Source organism: Bacteriovorax sp. DB6_IX (genome assembly GCF_000447775.1).
In the GTDB taxonomy this organism is placed as follows: domain Bacteria; phylum Bdellovibrionota; class Bacteriovoracia; order Bacteriovoracales; family Bacteriovoracaceae; genus Halobacteriovorax_A.
This window is the reverse complement of the sequence record NZ_AUNJ01000278.1, coordinates 1-4,945: the sequence shown is the minus strand read 5'-3', so window position 1 is coordinate 4,945 and position 4,945 is coordinate 1. Positions and strand designations below refer to the sequence as shown.

Sequence of the window (4,945 nt, the reverse complement as noted above, 5' to 3'; positions counted from 1 at the left end):
TTGCTGGAGTTGGAATATACTCATCAACTTGATTCATTAGCTCTAGTACTTTATCTCTACCGATTTCTGGATTCTTTCCTTCAAGTGCTGCTAGTGCAGATCCCGCTACGATTGGAATATCGTCTCCTGGGAAGTCGTAAGATGAAAGTAGCTCTCTGATTTCCATTTCTACTAGCTCAAGTAGTTCTTCATCATCTACTTGGTCTACTTTGTTTAGGAATACTACGATCGCTGGTACACCTACCTGTCTTGCTAGAAGGATGTGCTCTCTAGTTTGTGGCATTGGTCCGTCCGCTGCTGAACATACTAGGATCGCTCCGTCCATCTGTGCTGCACCTGTAATCATGTTCTTTACATAGTCAGCGTGTCCTGGACAATCTACGTGAGCGTAGTGTCTTGCTTCTGTTTGATATTCGATGTGAGAAGTATTGATTGTAATACCTCTTGCTTTCTCCTCTGGTGCAGAGTCGATTTCGTCAAATTTTCTTACGTCACCACCAAGAGCTTCAGCAAGTGTTACTGAGATAGCTGCTGTTAGTGTAGTTTTACCGTGGTCAACGTGCCCAATCGTACCAATGTTTACGTGGGGCTTACTTCTGTCAAATGATTCTTTTGCCATGACTAAAGTCTCCTAAATAAGAATTAATAGCGTTTATACGCCTTTATTTTACAATCCGTTTATATACTATATTGGATGCCTAGTATCTTCGATATTTCACATGCTTTCAAGCTTAAAAACTTACCTATCAATAAAAATCGTAACTGTCTGGCCCTAAAAGCAATAATTTAGCCAGATTTTACCATGTAGACAGTGTTTAAGTTGAGCCTACATATCGTCTTTCTGCGAAATAAGTTTATGTCATAAGTTGAAAAAAAGGCAAAAAAAAATCAAGCCTAAGCTTGATCAATTTATTAAGAAAAAATGGAGCGGGCGACAAGGTTCGAACTTGCGACATTCAGCTTGGAAGGCTGACACTCTACCAACTGAGTTACGCCCGCTTAAGTGTTAAATGTTTTACTTTTCTAATCTTGCTTTGTAAAGCTTTTTTTTCAGAAAAGATGGTGGCGAGAGATGGATTCGAACCATCGAAGGGATAACCCGACAGATTTACAGTCTGTTGCCTTTGGCCACTCGGCAACCTCGCCCTAACCGTACACCAGAGTAGAAATGGAGCTGGCAATAGGACTCGAACCTACGACCTGCGGTTTACAAAACCGCTGCTCTAGCCAACTGAGCTATGCCAGCCAAATCACTCTTTGTGGAAATAAGTTATAAGTAATTCCTGATCATAAATCAAGATTTTTTTTACACTTTTTTACTTTTTTTTGCTCTTAAACAAAAACTCTTTCCATAGCAATTGCTGCTGCTACAGAAACATTAAGTGATTGAATACTTCCCTGAGGATTTAATTTAATTTTCTTATCAAGTAATCTCACAGTTGCATTTGATAAACCTTTATCTTCTGCACCAAGTATCAAACAACGACTTCCACCTGGAACAACAAATTCAGAATCATCTGTATGTTCAGTTAAACCGATTGGCTCAACACCTCTTTTCTTTAGGGCACTGATAAACTTTGGAAGTGAACTACACTTTACGATCTTAACGTATTCAAGTGCTCCAGAGGCAATACGTGCAACTGAAGGCCCAACACCAAAGTTATTCTTCGTTGCAATTACGATACAATCAACATCATAAAAAGCAGCTGTTCTCATAATGGCAGCAGCATTATGAACGTCGGTAACACCATCGAGGCAAAGAATTTTTATATGTCTACCAGAATCAATCTGATCAAAAATCAAGTTGGATTTTCAATTTCAATCGCATCAGTAACAAGAAGAACTCCAGATGGTACACGGTTATATGTAAAACCTAATTCATCATAAAGCCCCTTTGCTAGCTCCTGGAGCTTGTGTGGAGCTACGAGTTTAACCGGAACTTTCGCAACTTCTTCTCTTGTGAGTCCACCCATTTTTGTAAGGTTCTCTATTCCTTCTTCAGTTGCAATGATTTCATGAACTGGCCTTCTCGGATTTTTTACTGCGTGTACAATAGAGTGAACACCAACGATTAAGTCTTTTGACATTTTATAGCCCTTTCAGAAGTTCTCTGATTTTATCAGCAGCTTCTTCTCTTTTAATTTTAATCTTCTCACCAGTTTTTCTTATTCTAATTTCTAAAAGACCATCATTCTTATGATCTCTTTCACCTAGAACAAGTTGAAGAGGTAGCCCTAAAAGATCAGCATCTTTAAATTTAAAACCTGGTCCAGCTTTTCTGTCGTCGAAGAGAACATCAAAACCTTCGGACTTCATTTCATTATAAATATCTTCAGCTAATTCTTTGTATTCATCACTCTTTGCAATTGCAACAAATGAGAAATTATATGGCGCTATAGAAGCAGGCCAGATGATTCCATTTTCATCATGATTCTGCTCAATCGCTGCTGCAACAATTCTCGTAATACCAATTCCGTAACATCCCATTAGAGGTGTGGCTGCTTTTCCATTGGCATCAAGGACTGTTACCCCCATTCCCTTTGTGTATTTGTCTCCAAGTTGGAAAATATGTCCAACTTCAATACCTCTTTTAACTTTAACAGTTCCCTTTCCATCTTCAGTCTTGTCTCCTTCACGGGCAAGCCTTAAATCAAATACTTCAAAAGAGTCTGCGTCACGTTTTGGAACAAAATTTCCAACGTGTTTATCGATGATATTCGCACCAACAACATAAGCCGCTTCTACGTTAACGGCATTATCAAAAACTAATTTTACATTTTCTGGTAGATTCATTGGCCCAATGAAACCTTTCTTAAATCCTAGTTTCTCAAGTTCTTCATCCGTTGCAGCAACTATATGATCAGCTTGGGCGAACTTCTCTAGTTTTAACTCGTTGAGTTCGTCATCACCTAATAGAGCAACAAAGATATAATTTTCTTCTTCACCTGAAATAGCCTTATAAATTAAAGACTTTATTGAGTGATGCTCTTTCTCTTTCAAGAAATTACAAACATCTGTGATCGTTGCCATATTTGGCGTATCAATGACCTCACTCTCTCCTGTTGGAGACTTGTGATCGATGTCGCGAATTGTTTTAGCTGTTTCAATATTGGCCGCATAACCTGTCTCTGAGCAGTAGATGATTTCATCTTCTCCTGAATCTGCAATAACTTGAAATTCATGAGTTTTTGCATCACCATCAGCCATTGCTCCACCATCAGCAACAACCGCAGAGAACTCTAAATTCATGCGATTGAAAACAGCTTCATAGGCCTTAAAAAGGTTATCGTAGACCTCATCTAAACACTCTTTATCAAGGTGAAAAGAATAGGCATCTTTCATCGTAAACTCACGTCCACGCATCAAACCAAATCTTGGTCTAATCTCGTCACGAAATTTTGTATTGATCTGATAAAGAGTGACTGGAAGGTCTTTATATGATTTTACAGTCTTTCTGAAAATATCCGTTACGGCTTCTTCGTTAGTTGGAGAAATACAAAGATCGCGATCTGCTTTGTCTTTGAATTTAAGCATTTCACCGCCCATCTTATCCCAACGTCCCGTTTCTTGCCAAAGCTCTCCTGGAGTTACAACTGTCATTAAAAGTTCATGACAACCAGCTTTATCCATTTCTTCTCGAACAATCTGCTCAACCTTTCTAATCGACTTGTAACCCATTGGAAGGTAACTATAGAGACCTGCTGCTGATTTATGAATAAGACCTGCTCTCATCATAAGTTGATGAGATGAAATAACGGCATCTGCTGGAACTTCTTTGTAAGTTTGCCAAAAGCTTTTAGATAATTTCATTTAAAATAATCCTTTTAACAGATAAATAATATTTCTTACCTGCTCTTATACTCAATTGAATGAATGTTTACAAAAGTAATTTTAGACTAATAAGTCAATTAATTGAAGATAGGTGCAAGTGCCCTGGGCAGCTCGAACGCTTCAAGAGCTTCTTTTTGGAGAGATGATGCTGATACGACTTCGAATGCATCTGGAGTCTCTAAAAGCTTGCGACAGAGAAGGTTGTGAAGGTTATGACCTGACTTGAAAGTCGTGATTCTTCCGGCAATTTCGTAACCTAAAAGACTGATATCACCAATCGTATCAAGAATCTTATGTCTTACGAACTCATCTTCAAATCTTAGACCATCTGGGTTCATAACTTTGAAATCATCGAGAACAACTGCATTATCCAGAGATCCACCTTTAGCAAGTCCCTTTCTTTTGAGCATATCGACATCTCTTAGGAAACCAAATGTTCTGGCCCTTCCGATTTCGCGAATATAGTTTTCACATGAAAACTCAAACGATTTCTTTTGTGTTTTAATCAACGGGTGCGTGAAAACGATTGTAGAATCAATGATTAGCTTTTCAGCTGGCTCAATTCTCGCCCACTTCTCACCTAGTTGAACTTCTACTGGTTTAAGAACAACTAAGAACTTTTTCGACTTATTAAGAGTCTGAATTCCTGTTTCTTTAATAACGAAAACAAATGAAGCACCAGAACCATCCATTGTTGGAACCTCTGGACCATCGATTTCAATAAATACGTTATTAATTCCTAGACCATAAAGAACTGAAAGAAGGTGCTCTACTGTGTGAACAGAGTTAACTCCTCTTCCAATAGTCGTATTATTTTCCGTCGCACCAACAGTCTCTGCTGTCGCATTCAATATCTCAGCGTTTGGAGGATCAATTCTCTTGAAGCTAATTCCGCTATCCGCTTCAGCAGGGTGTAGCGTCATTGTCACTTTCTCACCAGAGTGAATTCCAATTCCTGTGATCGATACTTTTTTTGTCATAGTGTCGTTGATACAACATCAATAATTTCCACTTAATATTAGGTACTTGTACTATTTTAGTCTCTTATATACCTTTTTGGCAAATCTCGTCATAATAGCGAAATCTGCGGTAATTTTTTCCTTCCGGCTTCTGC

Annotated in this window: 5 protein-coding genes and 3 tRNA genes; all 8 read right to left on the bottom strand. The window is 38.5% G+C overall.

The features are described 5' to 3' along the window. On the bottom strand, window positions 1-619 hold a 619-nt coding region (locus tag M901_RS08095; RefSeq protein WP_021277701.1), incomplete at its 3' end, for a GTP-binding protein. Between the two features lie 304 nt (window positions 620-923). Then, a tRNA-Gly gene (locus M901_RS08090) sits at window positions 924-999 on the bottom strand. 61 nt (window positions 1,000-1,060) lie between these two features. Next, window positions 1,061-1,146, bottom strand: a tRNA-Tyr gene (locus M901_RS08085). A 23-nt stretch (window positions 1,147-1,169) separates the two neighbouring features. Next, a tRNA-Thr gene (locus M901_RS08080) sits at window positions 1,170-1,246 on the bottom strand. Window positions 1,247-1,332: 86 nt separating this feature from the next. Then, entirely contained in the window at window positions 1,333-1,803 is a 471-nt protein-coding gene (locus M901_RS08075) for an RNA methyltransferase (protein ID WP_021277702.1), read from the bottom strand. Next, window positions 1,800-2,087: an RNA methyltransferase substrate-binding domain-containing protein gene (locus tag M901_RS08070; RefSeq protein WP_021277703.1), complete on the bottom strand. Its 288-nt coding sequence runs from the start codon at window positions 2,085-2,087 to the stop codon at window positions 1,800-1,802. Before M901_RS08070 ends, M901_RS08075 begins: the two co-directional genes overlap by 4 nt. Before the next feature lies 1 nt (window position 2,088). Further along, a complete protein-coding gene (locus M901_RS08065) occupies window positions 2,089-3,810 on the bottom strand; it encodes a proline--tRNA ligase (RefSeq protein WP_021277699.1) in 1,722 nt (573 codons plus the stop codon). A gap of 98 nt (window positions 3,811-3,908) precedes the next feature. Next, window positions 3,909-4,811: a UDP-3-O-acyl-N-acetylglucosamine deacetylase gene (gene lpxC, locus M901_RS08060; protein WP_021277700.1), complete on the bottom strand. Its 903-nt coding sequence runs from the start codon at window positions 4,809-4,811 to the stop codon at window positions 3,909-3,911. Window positions 4,812-4,945: the final 134 nt, after the last annotated feature.